Genomic DNA, 26517 nt, shown 5'->3' with positions numbered 1-26517 from the left:
AGCTCAGGCGGGTCGAGGAAGGGGCTTCCGCAGGCGACCGGCGGCATAGGCTGCGGGTGCGGCCACGAAGAGCGCAATCAGCTGTGCCCAGTGGTGCTGTCCGGGGGTGTGACGGTCTGCGAAGACGGCGGCGATGGCGATGAGGGCGGCCATGGCATCGGCTGCGCCGCGCGGCGTAAGCGGTGCGGAGAGCGCGCCAATGTATCCGCCGATCAGGCCACATAGGGCCGCGACAAATGCCGTGAGCACCATGAAGCCGAGGGTTTCACCATCCCAGGGGTGATCGTGATGGGTGATGGCAAAGAACCACGCGAGGTAGAGCCCCAGCGCGATGAGAGCGCCTAAAACAGCTGCGAGAGTGGCCCGGAAGATGATCATGGTGGCTGATACGGATTATGGCATAGATGAGGAAACCTTCGACTTTGGCCGCCGCAGGCGAAAGTGCGCAGACGGTGCGATCATGGCTTTATGAAGATCGGGATTACCTGCTATCCGACGTACGGCGGCAGCGGCGTGGTGGCTACAGAGCTTGGCCTGGAACTCGCGGCGCGCGGTCATGAGATTCACTTCATCACCTATGCTCAACCGTTCCGGCTGACAGGGCGCGAAGAGCGCATTCATTTTCACGAAGTGACGGTCTCCGACTATCCGCTCTTTCAATACCCTCCGTACGATCTGGCGCTTGCAAGCCGTATGGCGGAGGTAGCGGAGTTCTACGGCCTGGATGTTCTGCATGTGCACTATGCCATTCCGCACTCGATCAGCGCCCTGCTGGCGCGGCAGATGCTGGCGGCGCGAGGGGTACGTTTGCCCTTCATTACGACGCTGCATGGAACGGACATTACGCTGGTTGGGCTGGATCGCTCGTACCTTCCGATCACGCGTTTCGGGATCGACGAGAGCGATGGTGTGACGGCCATCTCCGAGCATCTGGCGGAGCGTACGCGCGCCGCGTTTCATACGGAACAGAAGATCGAAGTGATTCACAACTTCGTGAACTGCGACGAGTATGTGCGCAAACCGGAGCATGCCGAAGCGCGTCTTCGCTACGCCGCTCTGGGTGAGCGGCTGGTGGTGCATCTGTCGAACTTTCGCAAGGTAAAGCGCGTGCTGGACGTGGTGGAGGTCTTTGCCCGCGTGGTGAAGCACATTCCTTCGCGGTTGCTGATGATTGGTGATGGGCCAGAGCGCTCGGGAGCGGAGTGGCTGGCGCGCGATCTGGGCGTTCACGATCTCATTCACTTCGTCGGAAAGCAGGACCAGGTGCAGGACCTGCTTCCTTTGGCCGACCTGATGCTGATGCCAAGTGAGATGGAGTCTTTCGGCCTGGCGGCGCTGGAGGCGATGGCCTGCTCCGTGCCCGTGATCGCAACGCGTGTAGGCGGCGTGCCGGAGTTGATCGACGAAGACGTGACCGGCCTGCTGTTTCCCGTCGGCGATGTCGAGAATATGGCTGCTGCGGCAATAAGCCTGCTGAGCGATGAGCCTCGTCGCGCGGCGATGGCGGAGGCGGCACGAGGTGTGGCGAGAGACAGGTTCTGCACCACGCGCATTATTCCTCAGTACGAGGCTTACTACCGGGCCGTGATCGAACGCGAAGAGCGGAAGACGCTCAACCGGTAGGTATTCTGTTGCGAAGCAAATGTCCGCCTACGACGGTGGCGGGCGCCATGAGAAGCATGGAGATCAGGATCGACCAGAGATACTCCGCCGGTGCCGCGTGCGTGGGGTGCGACTCGAAGATCGACCAGAGTGAGAGAAAGACCAACAGAAATGCCACGCCGTAGGCTGAGGCGATGTTTCCGCCGATGCGTGCGGCGAGGTATCCCACCACGATGGAGCAGGCGATGCCGTAGATCGCGGTCAACGCCATGTAGAGGACGGTGGCTGGGGCTGTCGGTGCGTGATGTGTGAAGAGAAACCAGGCGATGGAGGTCGCTGCGGAGAGGATGTATCCGAGCAGGGCGCCGACGACGATGCGGAAGATGCGCATGATGGCCGAGCGTACACCGGATTGCTGCGGAGCGAAAGTAGATTCCTTTGTTTCGCGCTGAGAGTGAAGCAAAGACCGCGTGCCCCATTCTTCCGCAGCTTTATCGCGGAAGGGTGGGGTCGCGCAGAGCGCACAAACAGATTTCTCAGGAAAGAAAAGCAGATCCCTTCGCTACGCTACGGAATGACAAAGTAGGAAGTCTGGGTTCTCCATTTTTCGGAAATAGGTCGATTAGTTCTCGAGGGTATACGTGAACTCTTCGATCACCGGGTTGGTGAGGACTTCGCTGGCGATGCGTTCCACTTCAGATTTTGCGGCGTCGTGGGCGAGCGAATCTTCCAGAGTGAGGACGAAGTATTTGCCCTGGCGCACGTCGGTGACGGCGGGATGGTGCAGGCGGCGGAGCGAGTTGGCGATGGTCTGCCCCTGTGCGTCGAGCACGGTGCGCTTAAGCGTGACGTAAACGTGGGCCTTCATAGGGAAATTATAGAGTGACACGTCTTTCCCCCCGAAGCGGGAATTTGTAGAGTGGTGCGGGGTTGTATCCGAGGAGTGGTACGGATTCGTGATGCGGTGTACGTCTAAAGTCCCAACCAGAATTGCGCGAAAAAGCAGCGTTACAGGTAAGATGGCGGAGTTGCCCTTCAAAACAAGTTTTCGCGGGGCGAAACTTGCATCGAATGGATGAGCACTAAATACAGAAAGCACTGGTCTAGAGAGAATGCCCAATTATCTGGAATTGCCCGTAGGATCCAAGGCTCCGCATGAAGTAAACGTAGTGATCGAGATTCCGCTCGATGGCGTGACGAAGTTTGAGTACGACAAGCAACTGCACGTTTTCCGATTGGACCGGAACCTGTATTCGCCGGTGCATTATCCGGGAGACTACGGATTTATTCCCTCGACGCTGGGCGATGACGGCGATCCTTTGGACGTTCTGGTGCTGGTGGATACACCCAGCTTTCCGGGATGCGTTCAGTCCGTCCGCCCGATTGGTCTGATGGAGATGATTGACAACGGCGAAGGCGACGAGAAGGTTCTCGCGGTGGGATGCGCGAATCCGCGCTATTTCGACGTCAACAGCTACGAGCAGATTCATCCGCATAAACTGAAGGAGATTATCCACTTCTTTTCCACTTACAAGGATCTCGAAGGCAAGAAAGTGGAGATCAAGGGCTGGCGTGACACGGCGTACGCGCACGAAGTTATTAAGAAGTCCATGGCGGCTTTCAAGAATGGAACCAAAATATAAGCGTTCCTACTCCTTATCTCGCAGCGGGCCGCCATATAGGCGGCCCGTCGCATTTAATGCGAAATCGCAACACATCCCGGAGGAGAAGAAATCTCATCGAAGAGGTAGGCCGTCGGGTGGGAACAAGTTCAAAGCAGCTTTCAAAGACAGGTAATACCTGTAGGGATAGAGCATGAGTGAAAAGGTAGAGGCACAGGCTGACTGGAAGCCAAGGGCGAATCCATGGCTGATCGCGGCCACGGTGGCTCTGGCTGCATTCATGGAGGTGCTGGATACTTCCATTGCGAACGTGGCCCTTCCCCATATCTCCGGAACCCTGGGAGCGAGTCCCGACCAGGGCACGTGGGTCCTGACCAGCTATCTTGTGGCGAATGCCATTATTCTGCCGGTGGGGGGTTGGGCTTCGAGCGTCATCGGCCGGAAGAACTTCTTCATGCTCTGCATCGTGATCTTTACGATTGCCAGTTTTTTGTGTGGCATAGCGCCCACTTTGCCATTGCTTTTGCTCTTCCGGATTCTGCAAGGCCTGGGAGGCGGAGGTCTGCAGCCGATGGCGCAGGCCATCATGGCCGACTCGTTCGAGCCCAGGAAGCGCGGTCTTGCCTTTTCTCTCTACGGTTTGGTGGCCGTGCTGGCGCCGTCGATTGGCCCCACGCTGGGCGGTTGGATTACGGACAACTACTCCTGGCGATGGATCTTCTACATCAATATTCCTGTGGGCTTGCTTGCGTTGGTATTGGTCACGCGGCTGGTCGACGATCCGCCATGGATCAAGGCCGATCGCAGTAATCTCTTCAAACTGGACTACATCGGTCTGGGTCTGCTGACGCTGGCGATGGGCGGCATGCAGATCATGCTGGACAAGGGTGAGGAGAACGACTGGTTTGCGTCGAATTTTATCCGCACCTTTGGCGTGATGTTTGTGGTCGGTCTGGTTTCGTTGATCTGGTGGGAGTGGCGGGTAAAGAACCCGATCATGAATTTGAAGCTCTTCAAATTCAAAAACTTCGCGATCTGCTGTGGACTGATGATCCTGGTAGGCGGTGTGCTCAATGCTTCGACGGTCCTGCAGCCGCAATTTCTGCAGGGGCAGCTGGGCTACACGGCAACGGTTGCGGGCGAAGCTCTTACGTGGGGCGGCCTTTCGCTGGTGGTAGTGATGCCGTTGGCGGGTATTGCCACGGGAAGATTTCCGGCGCGCAATCTGCTGGTGCTTGGCTTCGCCATGTTTGCGATCTCGTACTACTACACGGCCACGCATCTTTCGCTGGGGATCAGCTTTGGCTTTGCTTCCGTACTGCGCGTGATCCAGGTGTTGCCGATTCCGTTCTGCTTCATCGCGATCACGAATGCGGCGTACATCGGTCTGCCGCGCGAGGCGAGTAATCAGGTGTCGGGCATCATCAACTTTGTGCGCAACGTGGGCGGAAGTATCTTCATCGCGGTGACCGGGGCGCAGGTGACGAACCGTTCGCTTTTCCATCAGGCGCGTCTGCAGGAGAGCATGCAGAGCGGAAGTGCGGTGTTCACACAGTACGCCAACTCCTTAGGAGCAGCGGCTGGTGGAGGAAGTGCGGCGGGTATGGCAACGCCCCAGGGGAATCCCGTCGGGCAGGCCCTGATCTATCAGCAGTTGAACCAGCAGGCTGCGGTGCAGGGCTATGCGGATGTCTACATGATGCTGGGATGGATGGCCTGCGGCATGGTGCTGTGTGCGTTTCTGTTGAGCGGAAATCGTCCGGGCCAAAGCGCTGCGCCTGAAGGTGCAGTTCACTAACAACCGGCTAGGACCTCGTTCGCTGCTGCGTAAATTTGGCGAGGAGGTAGAACGGCGCACCGAGCGCTGCGATGCCGAGCGTGAAGGCCAGTGCGGGGATGCTGCCTACTTTTTCCGTTCTTGAAACGTACAGCGCAAAGGCTGTGAGCAGAATGGGGCCGCTGCCGAGTGCGACGGCGACCCATGTAGGCCCCGGCACGCGGAACGGACGCGGAAGCTCCGGTTCCCGCTGCCGCAGGATCACGAGGGCGGCGAATTCGAGCGCCAGCGAAAGTCCCCAGAGCGTGATGTCGACCGTGATAAGGCGCTCAAACGTAAGTCCAAGGGCCATCGCCCAACAGGTCGAGCAGGCCAAGACGCAGACCCAGGGAACACCATTGTCTAGACGACGCGTGAAGACCTTGGGTAGGAGATTGTCCGTCGCCATGGCATAGGGAAGGCGCGTGTAGGAGAGCGTGAGCGCGTTGAAGGTGCCGAGCGAATCAAGAGCGCCTGCTGCCACGATCAGCAGGGCGAGGCCCGGGCCACCCAGGAGACGGCCCGCGTCGGCCCAGGCTCCGGTGCTGAACTGGTTCGCCGGAATGCCAGCCCACGCGACGGCTGCAATGGGGATGAAGTACGTCAGCATGACGATGAGCGTGGTAAGCAGCATCGCCCGCGGGTAATCTCGTTGCGGGTTCTCGACCTCGCCTGCAATGGTGGTGGCGTTGTCCCATCCCATGTAGTTCCACATGGCGACGAGAATCGCGGAGGCAAGATCTGGTTTGGTAAGAGCCCCAAGATGAGCGTGCGGCGTGTGCAGGCCTTTGTAAAATGCGAGTCCGATCAAGGCGAAGTACGGCGCGATGGCGATAAACCAGAGCCCGACGGAGCCTCTGCCAACGGCGCTTGTGCCTTTGAGGTTCCAGGCGGTAGCAGTGAGAACGACGGCGAGTTTGATGGCAAGGCCGCGATGTCCGCTGGTGATCTCCGGAGCAAGATGAGTTAGGTAGCTCACAAAGAGCGTCGGGTAGATGGCCATGTCGAAGACCGAGGCCGAGAGCGAAAGCCACGCCTCCTGAAACCCCCAAAACGGCCCTAACGCACGGCGCACCCAGGCATAAAAGCCGCCCTCTTCCGGGATGGTGGAAGCGAGTTCGCCGATCATGAGGGCGGTGGGCAGGCTCCAGACAAAAGGTAGAAGGGCGAGGAGGATGAGCGCGCGACCGTAGCCAGCGAAGCCGATGATATCTTCCAGGCCATAGGGGCCGCCGGAGACCATAAAGTAGGTTGCGGCGAGGAGCGGGAGGAGGCGAAGTTTTCCTGACCGCTTGGGCATTAAAAGAGAGTATCGCGAACGGCACAAAAGACATGCGATGTACTAAGGTTGAATCGGAACTAAACGCCTGAAAATGCATATCAACGTGAAGGCTTTTAAAATGACCTGCTGGATTGATAAAGACGGGCAAAGGGCTTCACCGTCCTCGATACTTTCGGACAAATTTTTTGGAGGCGGAGCTGTCCGCTGGGCTTTTACCGCGGCGCCTTCATTAGGGCTTCCTCCACACTTGATAGCGTTTGTCCTTCTCATCGAGGACAAGCGCTTTCCCACTCACATAGGTGTTGATCCTATTGGGATGGTCCGGGCTTTTGCCGGCAACATTCGTGGGCGTATGCGACAAGGTGGTAGCACGATTCCTCAACAGCTTGCCAATGTGCGGCGAATATCAGGCTCTGGAATCATTCTTCGTCGGAACCTGCGCTACAAGGGCCTGCAGGTTGCAAATGGCATCCGATACACGCTGAGCCGGACGAAGGTAGCACTTCTTGTCGAATATCTTGGTTCCATCTATTGGGGAAGGAATTACTACGGTCTCGAGCGTGCGTCTATGGGATATTTTGGGGTGTCCGCAAAAGATCTCACTCCCTGTCAGAGCTTTTTCCTGGCGGAGAGAATCGCAAATCCGAATCGATTCTCTCCCCAGCGAATAAGAAATCTGGTGAGTCGACCCGCAATTGCAGCTTTGCTGCAAGGCGAGCCTTCAAATCGGACTGACGTTGAGAAAATTTACCGCGAACAGCTAACCCTCGACGGCGAAGGAAAACGATGAACCATCCAAAGAGAAACTTTGATGTCGGTGTTTCGACCTCTGGTTTGCGCGAACAGTATCTCAATAAAGAGATTTTTCTAAAGGCTTTGCCGGGCTTAACCGACCAAGAAATGCTCGAGGTTTGGCGGATGTGGGTCGCCCAAGGGATTCCGTGGGCTTTTCGTGAAGTGCCGCTCTCTTTCGAAATAATGCGAACTTGGCTTGCTGGACGGTTGAATGTTTTACCCATTGAAATTAATCTTTCGGGAAGCGCGCGAGTAGGCTTTTCGTTATCTCCCAAGCAATTGGGTAAAGATTTTACGGCTGAATCGGATTTGGATCTATTTGTGGTTTCGGCATCTCTTTTTGAAAAAGTGGAAATAGACTTCCATGCTTGGCAAAAAGCAGTTGAAGCAGGCCGACGTCTACAAGGCGTGTACGAAGCCAAAAACCTTCAGCTTATCCTCCCCGATACTCTAAAGAGAGGATTTGCGAACGTAGACTACATTCCGTTCGATTTCGATACAAGTCGTGTTCAAGGTGCGACATGGCGTATAAAAGCCCTAATTAACAGCACCGCTAACCTGCAGAGATTCCGAAAATTAAGCATTCGCGTCTACAGAGATTGGTCTGCGGTCACCGTCCAAGCGCGGATTAGTTTGCAAAAGGTAAGAAATCAGGTACACAAGACCTAGTCGTAAATGCATGTCAAGCGTGAAATTTTACAAGTATCACATAGGAAACAGCTTGCAGTTGGCATAGTTAGCCATCGCATCTCGTAAACTAGTACTAGAGACTTTTGTGGCGGCTGCGGCCGAACGCAAAGGTCATTTGCGTTTAAGGGGTTTTATGACATCGGTAAGTCTTACGCCAGAGCTTTTGCAGCGCATCATGCCGCACGCGCGTGCTCCGTGGATTGCAAAATACTTCCCGTATCTTGAACAGTCGATGGCGCTTTACCAGATCGATACGGTTCTGAGAAAGTCCCATTTTCTTGCGCAGGTAGCCCACGAAAGCGGAGAGCTGCGCTATACGGAGGAGCTCGCCAGTGGAAGGCAGTATGAGGGACGAAAAGACCTTGGAAATGTGCAGGCTGGAGATGGAGAACGGTTCAAAGGGCGTGGTCTGCTTCAGCTCACGGGACGAGCCGAGTACTCAGCCTTCAGCCTGGCGTGCGGAACGGATCTCATGACCGAAGATCATCCCGCACTTCTGGCCACCGAGCCAGCCCTGGCGATGGAGAGTGCCGCCTGGTACTGGAGCGTACATCGTCTGAATTATTTTGCTGACGTGGACGAGCTTCTGGCCATTACAAGGTGCATCAATGGTGGATTGAATGGTCTGGCGAGTCGCGAGGCCTACCTCGCCCGAGCCAAAGCCTGCCTTGTGCCTTTGGAGCCTCTGCAGATTGCGACACTGCACGGAAAAGCGGACGAGCTCTTCGGCCAGATCGCTTTTGTGGAAGCTGGTTTGGAAGCGTTCAGGCTATAATCGGAGACGTTGGCGAGCAGCCGGGTGGCGGCTTGTAACAAAGTGCGGAGAGATGGCCGAGTGGCTGAAGGCGGCGGTTTGCTAAACCGTTATAGGGCTTTAACTCTCTATCGGGGGTTCGAATCCCCCTCTCTCCGCCACAAATTCTGACTTTTTTAAAGTCAAACAAAACCCGCCTCATGAGGCGGGTTTTGTTTGGCCTGCATTCATTCGTTGTTAGAACCATCTCTTCCACGCTGGCCATGCTTCCATGAGGTTCTGTTTTGCTCCGCGGCAGAGGTACACGGGCCCGGACTCGAACGTATGGCCCCACTGGTTGTAGACTTTCGAGATCTCGGTCACACTCGTAAAACGCTGTTCGAGAACCTCTCGCTTTTCTCCAAAAGCCACCATGACGGATCCATCGTGCCCTTGCGGCCCCCAGTACCAGTAGTTCTGATGACCGCTGATCGCTGTGGGCACATCCGGCCGGAAGAGATTGACTGCGCTTGCCTCGCCGTAATTACCAACCAGGATCCCCGCTTTTGCTCGGTCCGCTGGAGAGAGTGACCAGTAAGCCTCGGCTAGCTTATTTGCCTGCTCCTGCCATCCTGTCATGTCAGCCGCTAGTTCATACAGTGGTGAGTTCAACGCGGCGTTGAACTGGCGTGGCTTGAGGCCGCTCGGTAGGATGTAGCGGACATACTCCGGTGGTGTTAGAACCGGCTGCACGCTCAGAATGCCTAGCACCCCATACACCATAATCAGGAAGGAATATACGGGAATCGCGATGCGGCGCGCACGTCCTGGCGCCAGCCACTGGCTCCAGGCGACGCCGCCTGCGGCGAAGAGCAGCGGGTACACCGGCGCAAGATAGTAATCGTTCGCATGCATTGCCATCATGCCCAGGAAGTACACGACGTACGCCACGCCTATCCAACGTAACCCACGTGCGCGCGGGCTGGTCAGCAACCAGATGAGACCGCCGACCCATAGCAGTGACGATAGAGGACCGAGGAGGAAGATCTGATTCCACAAGAACATCCCTGGTCCGTAGACGATGTTCTTACCCTGCGTTCCGGCGTTGTGCAGCCAGACCAGAGTCGGCCAGCCCCGATGAACCTGCCAAAGGATGTTCGGTAGCGCAATCAAAACGATCACCGCGATGCACACGGCGAACCATCGGTCCAAAGTCTTTCGCACAGCAGGAATCACCAAAAGTGCTGCCAGCACAGAGAAGAGGAAGAACACTTCATTCCATTTATTTTCCAGACCAAGGCCAGCCATGACTCCGGCTACGATCCACCAAAGTTCGCCGTCACCCCTTACGGCACGCAGTATCCCATAAGCGGTTCCCATCCAGAAGAGCGGTTCAAAGCAGTTCATCGAGAGAAATGCATCGATTGCGAGTACAACTGTGCAGGTCAGAACCCCCAGCATCGCGAGTCCTTGCGCGAGGCGTCGGCCACCCATCTCCCGCACCAGTAAACCGGTTCCGGCTACCTCCAGAGCTCCGGCAAGAGAGGGCAGCATTCGAAACAGAGCGACTGAGTGCCACCCGAAGACTAGCTCCGAAAATCGAGCTGCCAGCGCCACAATGGGCGGCTGATCCACATAGCCCCATGCAAGGTGACGTCCGCAGAGGATGTAATACATCTCGTCACGGAAGAGCTCATAACCCAAATGCTGTGCACGTAAGTTGATCGCGACGTGCAGCGCCAATGTGACCACCGCAAAGATGGATGCCAGCTGCAGTGTTTGACGTAGTCCCTCTTTCTTTGGGTTGATTCCGCTTCCTGTCTCGACAGGAAGATCTGCCAGCATTTTGCTTAAAGCCATAGCCTCTCCGTTTGTTTCATCGTTTGTGCTCATGAGCGATGGATTATTGATTGACGTAATGCTCAAAAAGCAATCCGAAGAGATACGCTGTCCAGGTCCAACGGTCACCGAGCGGCAACAAGCGCTTCGAGCAGCTGTGGTAACTCCTGGGCCGGATCATGGGCTGCGAACTCCTGCGCGATCTCCTTTGCGCGATCGCGATATGTCGGTATCGTCAGAAGATTTTTCACCGCTTCGCGCAGTTGCTCGACTGTTGGCGTGTCTGTGCCGAGATCGATACCGCATCCAAGCCATGCAATGCGCGCTGCGTTTTCCGGTTTGTCCTGGCCTTTACCACCCAGGGCCATGGGCACACCGAAGCTGAGCGCCTGCGTTACCGTGCCGTAACCACCAAAGGCAATCAGCGCGTCGACGTATGGCATGATTTTTTGAAGGTCGAAATTCGAGGCAGCTAGAGTATTCGCACGGAGTGGGCATGGGATGCTTTCGACCGGTCGGCCTCCCGTGGTGATCACGAGCAGCAGATCCTCACGATCACCGAAGGCCTGAATGGCAGGGGCTACGAGCTGTCCCAGATCGTTATTCGCGATGGTTCCCTGGCTCACTAAAACAATCTTGCGTCCTGCTTCTTTGGCTTCTTTTATCCGCGGCGGCAGTTCGCCCGATCCCTTTTGAAAAAGGGATCCGATAAAGTGCAGTTTTGGCTGCGATTCGCGAAGCGGATACTCAAAACTCGCCACACTAGGCTGAAGCATGAGATCGGAGAGGGTGCTTACGGATTCTAAAAGGCGTGCTGGCAGAGGTGGCACCCCCAGGTCGTGAAGAATCTTGTTGGTGTACTCCAGAATTGGGTAGGTGATCGTCGCATCGAAGTCCTGTGCGATGGCTTGGTATGCCGCACGTTGCGCTGTGTCTGTTGTAGGCGGTAGCGCTGGGCTCCCCGGACCGACGGGTGCTCCGTCCTCCCGTGGAAGCTGGAGTGAGGTGTTGTTGAGATAAGCGCTGGCGGGACGTGCTGATCGTGGACCGAGAAGAAGTGGAAGCACACCGCAAAACGTGGTCTCGTGAACGATCAAATCGGCCGGGAATGCTTTCAGTACGGCTTCGAGCCCTTTGAACTGAGAGGACATCGAATCGACAAAAACGGATTTGAGTGTGGCAAGAGTGCGTTCGGGACCGGGTTTACATCGACCCAATTGCGGAAAAGCGGCTGCGGCATCTCGCACGTCATAGTCGACGTCTACAGGAAGCGGGTAGAAACCTGCGCCGACCGCTTCCGTCTGTTCACGAAACAATCTGCCTGTATAAAAGGCAGTCGTGTGTCCGGCATTTGCCAGGATATATGCGGCTGCCAGCATTGGGTTGACGTGGCCCGTGACGGGGGTGCTTGCAAATAGGATCTTCATCTACTCTCTTTCCGGTCGTTCTTCTTTAGGAAGAGACAACTGGCGGAAAGAAATATTTCCATGCCTCGAAGCGGCAAATCAAAAATGAAAGATGATATCGGTTGCGACAGTAAATTGATTGCGTCGCGTTCCTTTGTCATAGCCATTCTTGTCCCAGGAGTGATCGAAGCGAGCCTCCGGGCGAATCTGGATCGTGGAGCCGATCCAGTGGCTGAGCATGACGGTTCCTTCGCTGTAGCGCGTTGCGTATCCGGTGCGCTGGCCTTTCTTGTCGTTTAGAAAGTCCGACCGGAACGAGAGAAAGTCATGCGGCGAAAGCTGTTTGTTGAGGTAGTTCACGACGGCCCACTCCGGTGCAAGACAGCTATTTAAGCCGGTCCTGCAGTTCGCGCCGTTGGTGCCCTTCTCCGGTGCGATGGGGCCGTTCACGTTGGGGACATCGCGCTGATACATGACATAGGCTTCGGTAGCGATGTGCCATGTGCTTCCGATCTTGTGATACCAGGTGCCGTCGTACATCTGCAGATTGTTGAAGGCGTACTTGCCGTCGTTGATGCCGTTGGCGCAGAGGTAGACGTTGTCGTTGACGGATTTCGTCGTGTAGCTGACACAGCCCGTAAATGAGGGCTTGGCATCCGCGGTCCAGAGTGCGACATCGTGGCTTCCGGAGACACCTGCCTGCACGACGAGTTGATCGGTGACCTGGATGGTTGCGAGCACGCCTGTGTCCGTGAAGGGATCGACAGCGTACAGAAGCGAGTGGCTGAACACGTAGTTATTCGGCGTGAGTTGGGCTTCGATGCCCGGAATAGAAATGTAACGGCCAGCGCGGAGATTCATTCCCTTCGCAACGTGGGGAAAGTAGATGTCGACGTATTCGAGTACGGGATCGAAGCCGTACTGCTTGTCGTTGTTGATGAGTTGCTGGCTGAAGTAGCCCTTGTCGGTCGTGGAGCGGTAGTCGGTTCCATAGAAACCGGTGAGGTGAAATCCCCAGTCGATGTGATCGCGCTGAACAGAATCAGGCAGCCGTTCAATGTAGACGACGGCCTGGTTAAGCTCGAAGCTATTCGAATAGATATCGTTTGCGGTTGGATAGTTGCGGTCCCGCGAGGTACTGAAGTTCACGGTGGGCTCGATCCAACCGTAGATCTTCGTCCGGCTGCTGGCTCCATTGATCGCCGTCATCAATGGGTAGACATTTGTGTCGGCCTCACCAAGGGTGGGGGAACCCCCGTAGGACCAATCCACATTCGGGAAGGGTGGAGAGCTCAATGGGGATGGCAGGCCGCGTCTCGGCGGGGCGGGGCCGGAGCCAGCTGTGCCGTTCCAATCTTCTCGATAGAACTTTGCCCAACGGCTGAAGAAGCCCTTTGGGGCTATGTTCTGCGCGGTGGAGGGGGCATCCGGCAGTTGCTGCGACACGGCGGAGAATGCGGCCGTGAGCGCGAAGAGCGTGAGCATCCGAACAACGCGAGATGAAGAGGAAGACAAACGGAACCCCGTGTAACCTGCTACTGACATTCGGATCCTGACTGATACATCGACCATTGGATGGGGCGAGGAGTCCAGGAGAGGCCTGCTCACGAGCCAAGAGAGAGACTATGCCGAACCGCGTAAGAAAGCAGTAAAACTCCAGGGAGAAGTCACGGCTTCTCCCTGGAGTTTTTATGGAAGCTCAATTGAGCGAAGTATTGTTCAGCTGGTGCGGTGCGTGGGCTTAGAAATTATTTCGTGCAGGTCTTTTTTCTTCTGACCTTCTTGAGCAGTTGTTGTGTTCCGCCGCCAACAACGATCGAAAGGACGACTGCGATCAGGAGCAGTCCTGCGAAGGCTGCGCCCTCCAACAGAATTTTGGGCCATTCGATCTGGTGTGTCCCTGGGGAGGAGTGGGGATGCAGATGGAAAAGGGTGATCGCCAGCAGGCCGCAGACCACGGATGGGAAGAGAATGCCGTACAGGATGATCGTGATCGAACGGTCGGCCGGTTCAGGTCTGTTCTCTTTATGAAGGCTTTTGAGCCGGAAGAGATTGGGTTTCTCTCGTCGTGCGTTGTCGATCCATCTCGTTGTCTGTTGCCCGAAGGTAGCCATGCATCCATCGTCCTTCTCCGAACCTAAAGAAGGCATAAGGACGGGAGAAGGACTGTGGACGGCCGATTCTAAGTTCTACTTCGGTGCGGTTTCGCGGTACAGCGTATCGACATCCTTTTTTAGCTTCTTGATAGAGGGTGTGTCGATGTAGACCATGTGCCCGGCAACGAAGGTGTCGCGCACAATGTTCTTGTGCATCTCTGGGGTAAGACCCATGTGGTTCAGGGTATATTCCACACCGAAGAGAGGCGTTGCGGCGTCGTAGTATCCCTCGGCTACAAGAACATGCATGTAGGGGTTCTTGGCGAAGGCTCGCAGGAGCATCTGGCTTACGTCGGGAAAGCCGCTGCGGCCACCGCCTGGATACTCCCAGGGACCGATGCCTCCACCGAGAACCCAGTAGACCAGGTCGCTGTCGTAGTTGAGCTCCTGTTTTACGTAGTCACCGAAGGCAGAGGTATAGGGAGGACGGATCCCAGCTTCGCTGGGATCGAAGTCTGTGGACTGCTGCGTACCGGAGGCGTTGGTACCGGTGAAGCGACCATCGAGACGTCCCACGGTCTTACCTTCTTCCCGCAGAAGCTCGGCGTCGAAGTGCGACAGGTCAACGCGGAGGTCACTGTGCGCGATAAAGGTTTTACTTAGACCGGTGAAGCGGGCGAGATGGTCTACCGCCGACTGATACTCCGCGGGAGTAAGCGAATCGCCCTTTTGCAGGATGACGGGATACTCCGTGGTGGCCCACGCTTCGACTTCTTTCTTGAGGGCCTCTGGATGGTCATTTAATTCAGGAGCGAGTTTGTGATGGTAGGCGGCAGTGAGCGCATAGGTGGGAAGAAACGAGATGTATGGAAGATCGTTGCCAACAGCGAAGCCGGTGGATTGAAAGTTGAGAACGGTTGAGATCAGCACAATGCCGTTGAGGGCTATGCCGTGATCGACGAGCCAACCCGAGAGTCCGGCGGCACGCGTGGTGCCGTAGCTCTCTCCTGCAAGATAGAGCGGAGACTGCCAGCGAGAATTTTTTTGCAGGTAAAGTCTTATAAATTCGCCGAAGGCATCGAGATCGCCGAGCAGACCCCAGTATTTCTTGCCTGCTTCTGGACTGAGGGCGCGGCTGTAACCGGTTCCGATGGCGTCGATGAAGACGAGGTCGGTCTGGTCCAGCCATGTCTGCTCGTTGTCTTCAATCTCGAAGGGAGGTGCAGGCATGAATCCGTTAGGAAGCATCCTGACCTTACGCGGACCGAAGGCGCCCATGTGCAGCCAGATGGTGGCAGAGCCAGGACCGCCGTTGAAGACGAAGGTCAGAGGGCGCTTCTTGGTGGCTCCATCCAATGTGTAGGCGACGTAAAACATCTCGGCATCGGTTACGCCTGCGGAGGTCTTGATGGGCATGCGTCCGGTGGTCGCTGTGTAGGCGAGTGTCTTTCCGTGCAGCGTGATGCTGTGCTGCGTGACCACTGGCTTTTCTTCGGGCACTTCATCTTTGTGGATGAGCGTTGCGGCGGGCTGGATTCCTCCTGGCTGGGCTGTGGCAGGTCCGTACTGAGTTCCCGCGCCCGCACGCTGCTGTGCCGTGCCGCTGAGAGAGGTGAATGCAACGGCAAACAGAAGAAGGATGCGACGTGATGCCAACATTGGTACCTCCATGAGTCGAAGCAGTTTTGAAAAATAGAACAGAAGGAGATCAGGCGAGCTTGCGCGCGATCGATTTGGCTTGCGAGAACAGGTGTAGGTAATCCGGGCCGCCAGCCTTCGAATCGGTGCCAGACATCTTGAATCCACCGAAGGGATGCGCTCCCACCATGGCGCCTGTGCACTTGCGGTTGAAGTAGAGATTGCCGACGTGGAACTCACGCGCCGCGCGATGGAGCTTTTCTTCGGAGCTGCTATAAATCGCGCCGGTGAGACCGTATTCAGTGTCGTTGGCGATACGCAAGGCGTCATCGAAGTCCTTTGCGGCAATCACTGTGAGCACGGGGCCGAAGATTTCTTCCTGGCAGAGCCGGTCGCTGGAGGTAAGTCCGGTGATGACAGTGGGCTCAATGTAGTAGCCGTCTTCAGGTTTCGTTTTGGCGTGGCCGCCCGCAACGATGGTGCCGCGCGTTGCGCCGTCCTGAATGTAGCCGAGGACGCGATCATAGGCAGCATCGTTGGCGACGGGGCCCGTGGCGAAATTCTCAACAGGATCTCCCTGTGCAAGCGCGGCGACGCGGGTCTTCAACATCTCTACGAATTCATCATGAACGGATTGATCCACAATGACGCGCGAACATGCGGAGCACTTTTGCCCGTTGAAGCCAAAGGCAGAGGCCACAACACCGTTTGCGGCGCTCTCCAGGTCTGCATCCGCATCCACAATGATGCCGTCCTTACCACCAAGCTCAAGAATGGTGCGCTTGATGCCGCGCTGTCCGGGCTGCGTCTGCGCAGCCTTGGCGTGAATATGCAGACCGACTTTCTTGGATCCGGTAAAGGCGATGAATTGAACTTCAGGGTGACCGACGAGGGCGTCACCGAACTCGGGCCCGCCTTGGCAGAGGGTCACCACGCCTTCCGGCAGACCGCATTCGAGAAGCAGTTCGACAAAGCGCAGTGCAATGGTTGGAGTGAGAGGTGATGGTTTCAGGACGACGGTGTTTCCCATCACGATGGCGGCGCAGGTCATACCAGCCATGATGGCGAGAGGGAAGTTCCATGGAGGAAGAACTGCGCCGACGCCAAGCGGCAGATAGACGAGCTGGTTCTCTTCGCCTGGATACTGGATGGAGGGTTTTGCGTGGGCAAGCTGAATTGCCTGGAGCGCGTAGTACTCAAGAAAGTCGATGGCTTCGGCCGTATCTGCATCCGCTTCGCCCCAGTTCTTGCCGGCTTCCAGAACTAACCAGGCGTTGAACTCCATCTTGCGTTCGCGCAGGAGACTGGCTGCGCGCAGCAAAAGATCGGCGCGCTTCTCCGTGCTTTGAGCACTCCAGGAAGCAAAGGCTTTGGACGCGCTCGCTACTGCAGACGGAACGTGCGAAGCGTCGGCGGAGGCATAGACACCGATGGTCTGGCTCGGGCGCGCTGGATTCACGGAGACGATTTCGGTCTTGGTGGTTTTCTCTTCTCCATTGAGGACGAGCGGATATTTTTCTGCCGTCAGCCGCGATTCTGCGTGCTGAATGGCTTCACGCATCTGTTGCGCGATCTTCGCGTCGGAAAAGTCACAAAAGGGTTCATTCGCAAAAACGGGCAGGGAAGTATTCGCACTCGTGGTCATATCCAGAATTGTACACAAAACAGGATACGTCCCATGTGTCGGTGGGATGAATCCATGTGTGGAATTGACTCGCGACCAAACGGCTGTGAATAATCAGCCATGCGTCGGCGACGCCGACCGCAGATGTGCCTGAAGGGAAGAACTAATGAAAGCCTCTGCCCCACTCGTCAAAAAGACCGAACGCGAGCCGAAGCGGGACAGCGTGACTTCAGCCTTCTTGAAACTCAGGGAATTGATTGTGCAAGGCCAGATTTCGCCTGGTTCATGGGTCGTGGAAGCCGAACTGGCCGAACGTCTCGGTCTCAGCCGAACCCCGATTCGAGGCGCTCTCCAGCTTCTCCAGCGGGAAGGCTTTATTACGGAACAGCGAGGTGGGAAGAAGTCCCGCCTGCGCATCTCGCCGCTGACCAAGGAAGATGCCCATGAGCTGTACATGATTGTGGGCAATATCGAAGGGATGGCTGGTGCGCTGACTGCTTCGCTGAGTGAGGAGAAGCGGGGCGAGCTCTGCAAGACGTTGCAGGAGCTTAATCAGCGCCTTGGCGGTATAGCTGTGACGAAGAAGGTGGAACTTCGTCTGGTGTTTGAGATCGATACGCGTTTTCATCATGAGATCGTTGCGGCAAGTGCAGGCCCACGTCTGCTGGTGCTGCACAAGATGATGAAGCCGCAGATCGAGCGCTACTGGCGGCTCTACGCGCACACGATCATTCAGGACCTCCATCATTCGGTGTCAGAGCACGAAGAGATTATCGCGGCCATCGCTTCCGGAAATATGAAGGCCACCGAGCGGGCGTTATCGAATAACTGGAAACACGGCGCAGAGCGGATTCATCAACTAATTGACCTCTTTGGGGAGCGTGGTTCCTGGTAAAAAAATGCTTATAACCGATGAAAGAGCCCATAAACGGGCTCTTTTTCTTGCGCTATTCGAATGAATACAAAATCGTACGCAAAAAAATAACCGCTATGGCATGCAAAAATGCTTGACTTGGAGCGGGATGTTGTGGCCTGATGCGTATATCAACACTGCCTTCCAGTCACCTCTCCGCCGATAGTCTCGGCGAGGCAGAACCATATTCGACAGCTTCACGTTTAGTCGGCTCAATGTAACCCGCTTCCCGCAAGGGAAGTCTGTGGCAGCACGCGTAGCAATGGTTCCGTTTTTCCAGCCTCATGACTTGTTAAATTTTTAAGCGCTCAAGAAGGCCGCGACGCACCCTCACCAGGTCACGGATAGAAGAGAAGTATCCCGACATTCTTTTTGGAGACACTCATGCACCCTTTTTCTCGGGCTTCCCGCCATTTCTGTGACTTTGCTTTTCCACTTGTACGAAAACTGCGCACCATTTGCTGTCTTCTGCTTTTTCTCTGTTACCTCACGGTGCAGGGTTCAGCACAGACATTGACTGGAACAATTCAGGGTACTGCGGTCGACAGCACTGGAGCGGCTATTCCTGGCGCGACGGTCACTGTCGCCAGCCCAGCATTGATCACCGGAAAGCGCGTGATGGCGGCGGACGCGGAAGGGTTTTATAAGTTTCTTGAACTCGCCCCCGGCACGTACACCCTGCGTGTGGAGTCTCCGGGCTACAGCGTGTATGTCACTACGAATATCACCGTAAATTCTGCCGTGACGGTGACAGCAGACTCGAAGCTGGCGACGGGTAGTGTTACGGAAGAGATCGTAGTCAACGGCTCCGCGGTCTCAATCGACACCGAGAATGTTGCCAGTCAAGCCGTGCTCGGTCAGCAGCTTCTGGAAGGCATTCCCGCGGGGCGAAGCCCATGGGCCGAAGCCAACCTGGTTCCTTCCGTCATGCCCAGCGGCCGCGATGTGGGTGGCTCGACAGGCATGCAGGCGTCCACGATGGTCGTGCATGGATCGACCGTCGCTGATCAGCGCTTCATGATTGACGGAGTCAACGTGAACTGGCCTGGAAGTGGTGGCGGGTCGACGGCTATCTACTACGACCAGGGTATGTTCCAGGAGATCAACTATCGCATTGGCGCGTTGCCGGCCGAGATCGGTCAGAGCGGTGTGTACATGAACATGGTCACGAAGGATGGTGGAAACCAGATTCACGGAACCATCTTTGCGAATGGTGCTGGCAAAGGGATGCAGTCGGACAACATCGGCAATGGCTCACTTCGTGCGCTGCTGCTGAAGAACGTGACGGCATCGCAGCAGACCAATCCTTCCCTTGAACTGGGAAATCCGATCACGATCAACTACGACTACAACGGCCAGATCGGCGGTCCACTTCTGCGAGATAAGCTCTGGTGGTTTGGATCGTTCCGTTGGTGGAAGGTGAATAACATTGTTTCCGGCGCCTTCAATCCGGATGCTACGTCGGCGATCAATGACAACCTGATTGCAAACGAGATGGTGAAGTTCAGCTATCAGCTCAACCCGAAGAACAAATTGTCGGCGATGTATAGCCGCAATCAGAAGAATCGGTACCATCGCCGTAACTCGCCACCTTACTTCACCACGGATAAAGCTTCCTGGTTGCAGAATCAGCCGGGCAGCACCTCCATTTTGAAGTGGATCTATATGCCGACTTCAAAATGGGTCATTGATTCGGGTGTAGGTTTCATGCATCTCAAGTACCCGCAGCGCTACCAGAAAGACGTGGTTGCAACGGATATCTCGATCACGGATTCTGCACTGTCCACCTTGATCAATGCTGCCCCCTATAGCTATGTGAATCCGACTTGGCGGCTCGCGCTCGATACCTCGGCCTCAACCGTGATCAACCGCGGATTTGGCACGCACAGCATCAAGTTCGGTGCCGAGTTCAGCCATGACTACTACGCGCAGATTTACAAAGCGAACGGCGATCTGCAGGGCGTCATGATCAACGGCAAGGTCTCAACGGTAACGCTCTACAACACACCCATCAATCAACAGACCAATAATCTGGACATGCTTGCCTTCTACGGCCAGGATAACTGGAAGATCGCAAACCGTCTTACCTTCGACCTCGGTCTTCGTTGGGAATTTCTCCATGGCTATATTCCCGCTCAGCATGCCGATCAGGGAAGGTTCTTCACCTCGTATCCCAAGACCACCGCCGCCGTGGACAATGTGCCGAACTGGAAGAACTTCACCCCGCGCCTCGGAGTATCGTGGGACATCACTGGACGCGGGACGACTGTAATTAAGGCAAGTCTGAGCAAGTACATGCAAGGCGTCGCCATGAACGTCGTTACCGCTGTAAATCCTCTTGGGTTTTCGAATGCCTCGGTCGTCTGGAAAGCAGACAGCAACGGTAATGGTATCCCAGATTTTTATGGAACAGGTGACAGTCGAAATGAGTTTGACCCTGGGGCATCCAATGGTCTCACTGGAGGCGCCACCACTAAGTTAGATCCAGCCGTCCGTCGTCCCAACAGCTGGGAACAATCGCTTGGAGTAGATCAACGCCTTCCATATGGCATAGTGCTGTCTGTGAGTGGATGGCATCGTTCTACCAGCGATCAGATTGGCCGTTTCAACGACGCTGTGCCTACGTCTGGCTATACACCCATTGCAACGACTAATCCGGCAGGCGGCACGTTCACGATTTTCAACCAGTCCCTCGCTACCAAGGGACTGGTCAACTATCGGCTCATGAATTCGCCTCTGCTGAACTTCGAATATCGCGGTATCGATGTAAACGTCCAGAAGTCGATGTCGCATCATTGGCTGGTCAACGGCGGTGTGACATTCAGCCGCCTGCGCGGTGCGACCACAGGCGACGTAGGCACGACATTGGACGATCTCAACAATCCAAACAACAACATCAACCGGACCAGTGTGTTGTCCTATGACACGCCCGTTCAGCTCAAGCTGGCCTCGGTCTACCAGTTGCCTAAAGGATTTGAACTGTCTGGCAATTTCCAGCACGCCACTGGTTTTCCCTATGCAATGACCTATTCGTATACGACGGCCATTCTCGGAACGACACTCAATCAGACCACGCAGTCGGTTACTGTAGCACCCGCCGGAGCCAATCGTCTGCCCGACTTCAACCTTTTGGATATGCGTTTGTCCAACAACATCAAGTGGCGCGACCGCTACACTTTCAAGCCAGAGTTCGATGTCTATAACCTGAATAACTCCGCCGCTGTGCAAACGGTCAATCAGAGCTACAACAGCGCCGCACTCGCACGAAATCCCACCGCAGTATTGCCACCACGACTCTTCAAGGTAGGAATACAGTTCTTGTTCTAAACACATTTTCAGACAAGAACTTACTTCGTGCTAATTCCATATCGCTGCGCAAATGAATGTAACTGGAGAGGGATACAAATGTTTCGAGTTCAAAGATGGATGGCAGTATTTGCGATCACGGCAGCCGTTGTTACAGGCACACAAGAGATGGAAGCGCAAAAGCCAGGTGCACTCGTACCCGCGCCTGACCGCAGACCTGACGAGGGTCAGGGGCCGTATGACAAGCTGATCATCCGGGGCGTCACTGTGATTGATGGCACCGGTGCTGCTCCGATGGGACCGATGGACGTTGTAGTGGAGCACAACAAGATCGTCGATGTAGTGAACGTAGGTGCACCGCACGTCCCCATAGATGAAAAGCGCAGGCCTGCGAAGACGGCCCATGAGATCGACGGAACAGGTATGTATTTGATGCCCGGCTTCGTCGATACCCACACGCACTACGGCGACCCCAACAAGGCTGGCACCGCGGAGTATGTCAACAAGTTATGGCTTGCCCATGGAGTTACGACAGTGCGCGGCGTACCTGCGGGTCCTCTGGACTGGGCTCTCCATGAGCGCGAGCGTTCGGCGAAGGATGAGACGGTGGCTCCACGTATCTTCGTCTATCAGCCCGCATTTACGGGCGATGGATGGAAGGCGAATCCTGTCCTTACTCCAGAACTTGGACGCGAGTGGGTTCGCTTTCTTGCAGCCAAGGGCGCCGATGGCATCAAGCTCTTCGGCGGAGATCCGGATGTTGTCGAAGCCATTTTGGATGAGGGAAAGAAGAACAAGATGGGCTCTCTTGCGCATCTCGGCCAGGAGAGTGAGCCGCGTCTTACTGCTCGCATCGCAGTCGACCTCGGTCTTCGCACAGTCACACATAGTTATGGCTTGTTTGAGTCTCTGCTCAAAGACACTTCGGTTCAGGACTACCCCCTGAATCAGAACTACTCCGATGAGTACATGCGCTTTGGCCAGGTCGCCCGTAATTGGGACAAGATCTATCCGCGGGGCAGTGACGAATGGAATGCCTTCCTTCTGGATTTGAAAGCGCACAACGCTGTTATGAATCCGACCATGGTGATCTACTCGGCCGGTCGTGATCTGATGCGCGCCTACACCTCCGAATGGCATGACAAGTACACCTTGCCTTCGTTGATGGATTACTATCAGCCGGATCGCAGCCATCACGGTTCTATCTGGTACTACTGGACGACCGAGGACGAGTACGCCTACAAGAACTACTACCGCGTCTGGGGCAACATGATTAAGGACTATAACCAGATGGGCGGCCACGTCACCACGGGTACGGACGCCGGCTTCATCTATCAGACGTACGGCTTTGCTTTCATCGAGGAGTTGGAGCTATTGCGTGAAGCGGGGCTCTCTCCCCTGGAGGTTATTCGTTCCGCTACGCTTTACGGTGCGGAGGAGTTGCAGAGCCCCAAGCAGACCACGGTGGACTTCGGCATTATCCGCCCCGGCAAGTTCGCGGACATGGTGATCGTCGATCAGAATCCGTTGGAAAACCTGAAGGTGCTCTACGGCGACGGCTGGATGAAGCTCAACGACGACACTGGCAAAGTGGAGCGCGTGGGCGGCATCAAGTATGTCGTGAAGGACGGCATCGTCTATGAGCCAAAGAAACTGCTTGCGGACGTCGCCGCCATGGTGGACAAGCAGAAGAAAGAATATAAGGGTAAAACAGTCATCCGCCAGGGCGTTCCCGTAGTGATGCCATAGAGCAATGAGGGTCAGGACAAAATGTCCTGGCCTTACTTTTTAGAGACAAGAAAGAGACGTGGATTGATGCTGATGATGAAGCGAAAACTCGCTGTGATTACCTGTTTTTCTATCTCCCTATTTAGCGTCCGGTCGAAGGCTCAAAAGGACGCGCGCCCCGTCATCGTCTCCGCCCCCAACCGCAAGCCGGGTGAAGGCGTCGGACCTTATGCGCGGCTCATCATTCGCGGGGTCACGGTCATCGACGGAACCGGCGCGGCTCCGATGGGACCAATGGACGTCGTAGTGGAACACAACAAGATTGTCGACGTGGTGAACGTAGGTGCGCCGCATGTGCCGATCGATCCGAAGCGTCGCCCGGCAAAAGGCGATCATGAGATTGACGGAACAGGCATGTATCTTATGCCAGGCTTCGTCGATAATCACATTCACTATGGCTCTCCACAGAAGGCGCCTGAAGCGGAATACTGCAATAAGCTATGGCTGGCACATGGTGTTACCACGGTACGCGGCGTGCCAGCAGGCCCACTCGACTGGGCACTGAAGGAGCGGGAACGCTCTGCAAAGAACGAAATTGTAGCGCCACGTCTTTATGTTTATCAATCCGAGTTCTCCGGCGATGGTTGGAAGCCACAACTCCCAGTCACTCCAGAGATGGCGCGTCAATGGGTGGACTTCGTTGCTGCCAAGGGCGTCGACGGCTTGAAGCTTCATGGTGGAGATCCGGAGATCGTCGAAGCTCTTCTGGACGAAGCGAAGAAGAAGCATCTCGGATCGCTCGATCACATCAGTCAGACGACTGCGCCGCGTATGACCGCACGCATCGCCGTCGATATGGGACTGCGCACGATCACGCATAGCTATGGACTCTTTGAGTCCCTGCTCAAAGATACATCCGTGCAGGACTATCCCTTCACGCAGAACTACTCAGATGAGTACATGCGCTTTGGTCAGGTAGCGCGTAACTGGGACAAGATCCATCCGCAGGGAAGTCCGGAGTGGAAAGACTTTCTGACGGACCTTAAGGCCCACAACGCCGTGATGAACCCCACCATGGTCATTTACTCCGCGGGGCGTGATCTGATGCGCGCCTATACCGCCGAATGGCACGATAGGTACACGTTGCCTTCCCTGTGGGACTATTACCAGCCCAACCGCAGTAATCATGGCTCGTATTGGTACTACTGGACGACCGAGGATGAGTACGCCTTCAAGAACTACTACCGCGTCTGGGGACAGATGTTGAAGGACTACAACCAAATGGGTGGACATATCACCGTCGGTACAGACGCTGGTTATATCTATCAGGACTTCGGCTTCAGTTACATCGAAGAGATGGAACTGCTGCGTGAGGCGGGGCTTACACCGTTAGAAGTTATCCGTTCCGCAACACTTTATGGCGCAGAAGAACTTCAGAGTCCAAAGCAGACGACTGTTGATTTCGGAATCATTCGCCCAGGCACACTGGCCGACATGGTGATCGTCGATCAGAATCCGCTTGAAAACCTGAAAGTCTTCTATGGCACAGGTTGGATGAAGCTCAATGATGTCACCGGCAAAGTAGAGCGCGTGGGAGGCATCAAGTATGTCGTCAAAGACGGCATCATCTATGAGCCCAGCAAGCTACTTGCCGACGTTGCAGCGATGGTCGAAAAACAGAAGAAAGAGCGCAAAGGGAAGCCCGTGGTTCGCCAGGGTGTAGGCGGCGTCATGCCCGAAGACCTCTAGAAACCAAGAGAAAAGGGGCGGCTGAAGAAATAAGCCCCTCGACTTTCAACCTCAATCGGCAGTACCAGTCTCTCGCACTTGCATCCGTAGGACATCACTTCCAGGAGAAGATCAAATGCAAACACGCAGACAAATTATGACGAAAGGCACCGCTGCTTTGTTTGGGGCCGGTTTCCTTGGACGGGTGGACGCGGTTGCTTCCATGCAATCGACCGCGGATCACGGCAAGCCATCGTTGGAGTCCCTGTTGTTTTCACAGGCCGGAGGGCCGAGCGAAAAGATGCTTCTTACTCCTCCAACGGGAGTGGACGCTCCACCCGCTCCGGCAACCTACGACCGTCTGCCCTTGAGCTGGTACAAAGCCAAGGTGCAAACATTCAAAGGCATCCTCGCAGAACGCGGGATCGAATGCTTCATGCTTCGCAATGTGCTCAACGTCTCGTATCTCATCGGCTACTACCATGTTGAGACGGAGCGCCCACAGGCGACCTTCATGAACAAAGACGACGAAAATCCCTGGTATCTCTATCCTGGGCTCGATCGCGACATCGTAAAAAGCTGGTGGTGGGGCGATGGTCTTTGTTACTACGACTATCCCGATGCGCGTGGCGTCTATCCCTTTGAAGGAAAGGTCTCTGTTGGGCCATCCAATGATCTTTTCTTATATGCGCTGGAAGGCATCAAGAAGCATGGCTTGCAGGGAAAGAAGCTTGGAATCGATGGAGAACTTTATCCTTCCGAACTTGCGAAGGTCGCGAAGATATTTCCTGGTGTAGAGGTCGTAAATATTGCCCCGGATCTTCTCAAGATGCGCGAACTCAAATCGCCCGAGGAGTTGGCCCTCTGGCGTCGCGCGTATGCCTATTACGATCGCGGCCACGCCTTTGCCCGCGACTATATCCTCACGCACGGCACAGATATTTACGATATGGAAGTAAGTGCTGCAACGACGATGTACGCCTCCATGTTGTTATATAAAGACCTCGATCTACATGACGGCGAAGCAAACTACGGCGTTGGTGCGAGTATGCACTACTCCTGCAGGGCAGGCTCAGTGACGTCGTATCCCCATCCCAACCAGCCTTACTTTCATAAGATCGAAAAGAATCAACCCATTCAAATTAGCGGTGGATGTCGTGTCGGTGGCTTTGGTGGAGAAGGTTACCGTATGTTCATCACGGCCGACTCCGCTGGTAAATTCGATCCGCACATGGGCAAGTTATGGGAGGTCTCCGAGCATTCCTGCGATATGCAGATGGAACTTCAAAAAGAAGGGTCTTCCTGTCAAAGTGTGGCCGAGAAGATTCTCAAGTATCAGGTGGAGCAGGGATGTGCGAAATATATCTACCATCGTCCCGGCCACGGGGAGGGATCTGAAGGTCATCAGCCACCCTACATCGCTCTCGGTGACGAAACAATTTTGAAGAAGACAATGTGCTTTTCGGAAGAGCCTGGTCTCTATGATTCGGAGAAGAAGGTTGGATTTAATTGGTCAGATACGATCGTTACCGGTGTCCATTCGGGCTACCGGATGAGTATGGTTCCTTACTCAAAAGAGTATCTCTGGATCAAGCTTTAGCTATTAAAGATGCATTTCTTAGATGGGCGGACTCGATCGAGTCCGCCTATCTTTTTCGCAAAAAAGGTGGCCCGCCGGAGACAATCTCAGGCGGGCCGG

General features: G+C 55.5%; 21 protein-coding genes and 1 tRNA gene. 12 read left to right on the top strand and 10 right to left on the bottom strand.

The window, feature by feature from the left end; translation table 11 throughout:
* Positions 1-3 precede the first annotated feature (3 nt).
* Positions 4-378: a hypothetical protein gene (locus tag ACIPR4_RS16800; protein ID WP_013569865.1), complete on the bottom strand. Its 375-nt coding sequence runs from the start codon at positions 376-378 to the stop codon at positions 4-6.
* Positions 379-468: 90 nt separating this feature from the next.
* On the opposite strand from ACIPR4_RS16800, the gene bshA reads away from it, so the two are divergent.
* The gene (gene bshA / locus ACIPR4_RS16795) at positions 469-1623 is read left to right on the top strand and encodes an N-acetyl-alpha-D-glucosaminyl L-malate synthase BshA (protein WP_013569864.1); all 1155 of its coding nucleotides are present in this window, start codon (positions 469-471) and stop codon (positions 1621-1623) included.
* Here the strand turns inward: bshA and ACIPR4_RS16790 are convergent.
* Both ACIPR4_RS16790 and purS read right to left on the bottom strand, forming a co-directional pair.
* Positions 1613-2065, bottom strand: coding sequence for a hypothetical protein (locus ACIPR4_RS16790; protein ID WP_041586155.1), 453 nt, complete (start codon positions 2063-2065; stop codon positions 1613-1615). The two genes, bshA and ACIPR4_RS16790, sit on opposite strands and share 11 nt — an antisense overlap.
* Before the next feature lie 159 nt (positions 2066-2224).
* Positions 2225-2491 carry a phosphoribosylformylglycinamidine synthase subunit PurS gene (purS, locus tag ACIPR4_RS16785; protein ID WP_013569862.1) on the bottom strand — a complete coding sequence of 89 codons (267 nt, stop codon included), beginning with the start codon at positions 2489-2491 and terminating at the stop codon, positions 2225-2227.
* A 223-nt stretch (positions 2492-2714) separates the two neighbouring features.
* On the opposite strand from purS, the gene ACIPR4_RS16780 reads away from it, so the two are divergent.
* Positions 2715-3245 (top strand): inorganic diphosphatase, encoded by a 531-nt coding sequence (locus ACIPR4_RS16780; protein WP_013569861.1) that lies wholly within the window; start codon positions 2715-2717, stop codon positions 3243-3245.
* A gap of 172 nt (positions 3246-3417) precedes the next feature.
* Positions 3418-5022 (top strand): DHA2 family efflux MFS transporter permease subunit, encoded by a 1605-nt coding sequence (locus ACIPR4_RS16775; RefSeq protein ID WP_013569860.1) that lies wholly within the window; start codon positions 3418-3420, stop codon positions 5020-5022.
* Between the two features lie 7 nt (positions 5023-5029).
* On the opposite strand, the gene ACIPR4_RS16770 is transcribed toward ACIPR4_RS16775, so the two are convergent.
* Complete coding sequence (locus ACIPR4_RS16770) at positions 5030-6340, bottom strand: APC family permease (protein WP_013569859.1); 1311 nt, start codon at positions 6338-6340, stop codon at positions 5030-5032.
* A gap of 73 nt (positions 6341-6413) precedes the next feature.
* On the opposite strand from ACIPR4_RS16770, the gene ACIPR4_RS16765 reads away from it, so the two are divergent.
* The 4 genes from ACIPR4_RS16765 to ACIPR4_RS16750 all read left to right on the top strand — a co-directional run bounded on the left by ACIPR4_RS16765 (position 6414) and on the right by ACIPR4_RS16750 (position 8722).
* On the top strand, positions 6414-7112 hold the full coding sequence (locus tag ACIPR4_RS16765) for a biosynthetic peptidoglycan transglycosylase (protein ID WP_041586153.1): 699 nt from the start codon (positions 6414-6416) through the stop codon (positions 7110-7112).
* Positions 7109-7786 carry a hypothetical protein gene (locus ACIPR4_RS21850; RefSeq protein WP_013569857.1) on the top strand — a complete coding sequence of 226 codons (678 nt, stop codon included), beginning with the start codon at positions 7109-7111 and terminating at the stop codon, positions 7784-7786. The genes ACIPR4_RS16765 and ACIPR4_RS21850 overlap by 4 nt, the downstream gene beginning before the upstream one ends.
* 154 nt (positions 7787-7940) lie before the next feature.
* Positions 7941-8582, top strand: coding sequence for a glycoside hydrolase family 19 protein (locus ACIPR4_RS16755; protein ID WP_013569856.1), 642 nt, complete (start codon positions 7941-7943; stop codon positions 8580-8582).
* A 46-nt stretch (positions 8583-8628) separates the two neighbouring features.
* A tRNA-Ser gene (locus ACIPR4_RS16750) sits at positions 8629-8722 on the top strand.
* 76 nt (positions 8723-8798) lie between these two features.
* Here ACIPR4_RS16750 and ACIPR4_RS16745 read toward each other — a convergent pair.
* From ACIPR4_RS16745 to pruA, 6 genes are all read right to left on the bottom strand, one after another.
* Positions 8799-10400 carry a glycosyltransferase family 39 protein gene (locus ACIPR4_RS16745; RefSeq protein ID WP_013569855.1) on the bottom strand — a complete coding sequence of 534 codons (1602 nt, stop codon included), beginning with the start codon at positions 10398-10400 and terminating at the stop codon, positions 8799-8801.
* A 104-nt stretch (positions 10401-10504) separates the two neighbouring features.
* The gene (locus ACIPR4_RS16740) at positions 10505-11806 is read right to left on the bottom strand and encodes a glycosyltransferase (protein WP_013569854.1); all 1302 of its coding nucleotides are present in this window, start codon (positions 11804-11806) and stop codon (positions 10505-10507) included.
* 78 nt (positions 11807-11884) lie between these two features.
* Complete coding sequence (locus ACIPR4_RS16735) at positions 11885-13330, bottom strand: outer membrane beta-barrel protein (RefSeq protein WP_013569853.1); 1446 nt, start codon at positions 13328-13330, stop codon at positions 11885-11887.
* A 203-nt stretch (positions 13331-13533) separates the two neighbouring features.
* On the bottom strand, positions 13534-13899 hold the full coding sequence (locus ACIPR4_RS16730; protein ID WP_013569852.1) for a hypothetical protein: 366 nt from the start codon (positions 13897-13899) through the stop codon (positions 13534-13536).
* A 75-nt stretch (positions 13900-13974) separates the two neighbouring features.
* On the bottom strand, positions 13975-15540 hold the full coding sequence (locus ACIPR4_RS16725; protein ID WP_013569851.1) for a S10 family peptidase: 1566 nt from the start codon (positions 15538-15540) through the stop codon (positions 13975-13977).
* 49 nt (positions 15541-15589) lie between these two features.
* Complete coding sequence (pruA, locus tag ACIPR4_RS16720; protein ID WP_041586152.1) at positions 15590-17164, bottom strand: L-glutamate gamma-semialdehyde dehydrogenase; 1575 nt, start codon at positions 17162-17164, stop codon at positions 15590-15592.
* Positions 17165-17309: 145 nt separating this feature from the next.
* On the opposite strand from pruA, the gene ACIPR4_RS16715 reads away from it, so the two are divergent.
* From ACIPR4_RS16715 to ACIPR4_RS16695, 5 genes are all read left to right on the top strand, one after another.
* Complete coding sequence (locus ACIPR4_RS16715) at positions 17310-18038, top strand: GntR family transcriptional regulator (protein WP_013569849.1); 729 nt, start codon at positions 17310-17312, stop codon at positions 18036-18038.
* Positions 18039-18569: 531 nt separating this feature from the next.
* Entirely contained in the window at positions 18570-21383 is a 2814-nt protein-coding gene (locus tag ACIPR4_RS16710; protein ID WP_187290201.1) for a TonB-dependent receptor, read from the top strand.
* 78 nt (positions 21384-21461) lie between these two features.
* Positions 21462-23111, top strand: coding sequence for an amidohydrolase family protein (locus ACIPR4_RS16705; RefSeq protein ID WP_013569847.1), 1650 nt, complete (start codon positions 21462-21464; stop codon positions 23109-23111).
* A 72-nt stretch (positions 23112-23183) separates the two neighbouring features.
* On the top strand, positions 23184-24839 hold the full coding sequence (locus ACIPR4_RS16700; protein ID WP_245536368.1) for an amidohydrolase family protein: 1656 nt from the start codon (positions 23184-23186) through the stop codon (positions 24837-24839).
* Positions 24840-24954: 115 nt separating this feature from the next.
* Positions 24955-26418, top strand: coding sequence for a M24 family metallopeptidase (locus ACIPR4_RS16695; RefSeq protein WP_013569845.1), 1464 nt, complete (start codon positions 24955-24957; stop codon positions 26416-26418).
* The last annotated feature ends 99 nt before the right edge of the window (positions 26419-26517 follow it).

It is taken from the genome of Terriglobus saanensis SP1PR4 (assembly GCF_000179915.2).
Lineage (GTDB): Bacteria > Acidobacteriota > Terriglobia > Terriglobales > Acidobacteriaceae > Terriglobus > Terriglobus saanensis.
Note: the sequence above shows the minus strand (reverse complement) of the source record. Positions and strands in the feature narration are given on the sequence as shown.